At 69.8% G+C, this 248-nt stretch carries 1 pseudogene; it reads right to left on the minus strand.

Annotated features, from left to right (window positions below):
• Positions 1–248, minus strand: a pseudogene (locus SB717_RS38400) (phosphoglycerate dehydrogenase); the annotation flags it as partial.

The raw sequence follows: 248 nt of genomic DNA on the forward strand, positions 1-248 counted from the left end.
GTCGAGGCTCGTGAGCGGCGAGGTCGCCAGCGACGCGAAGATCTGACCGAGCTTCTCGACCAGCGAGATACCGGGGCGCACGTACGGGTCGATGACACCGCCGGCGACGTTGACCGCGTCGGGTACCAGGTCGCCGCCGAGCGCGAGACGCACGGATCGGGCGACCGAGACACCGGCCTTCTCCTGCGCCTCCTCGGTGCTCGCACCGAGGTGCGGGGTGACGACGACGTTGGGAAGATCGAGCAGCG

The organism is Priestia sp. SIMBA_032 (assembly GCF_046535215.1).
Lineage (GTDB): Bacteria > Bacillota > Bacilli > Bacillales > Bacillaceae_H > Priestia > Priestia aryabhattai.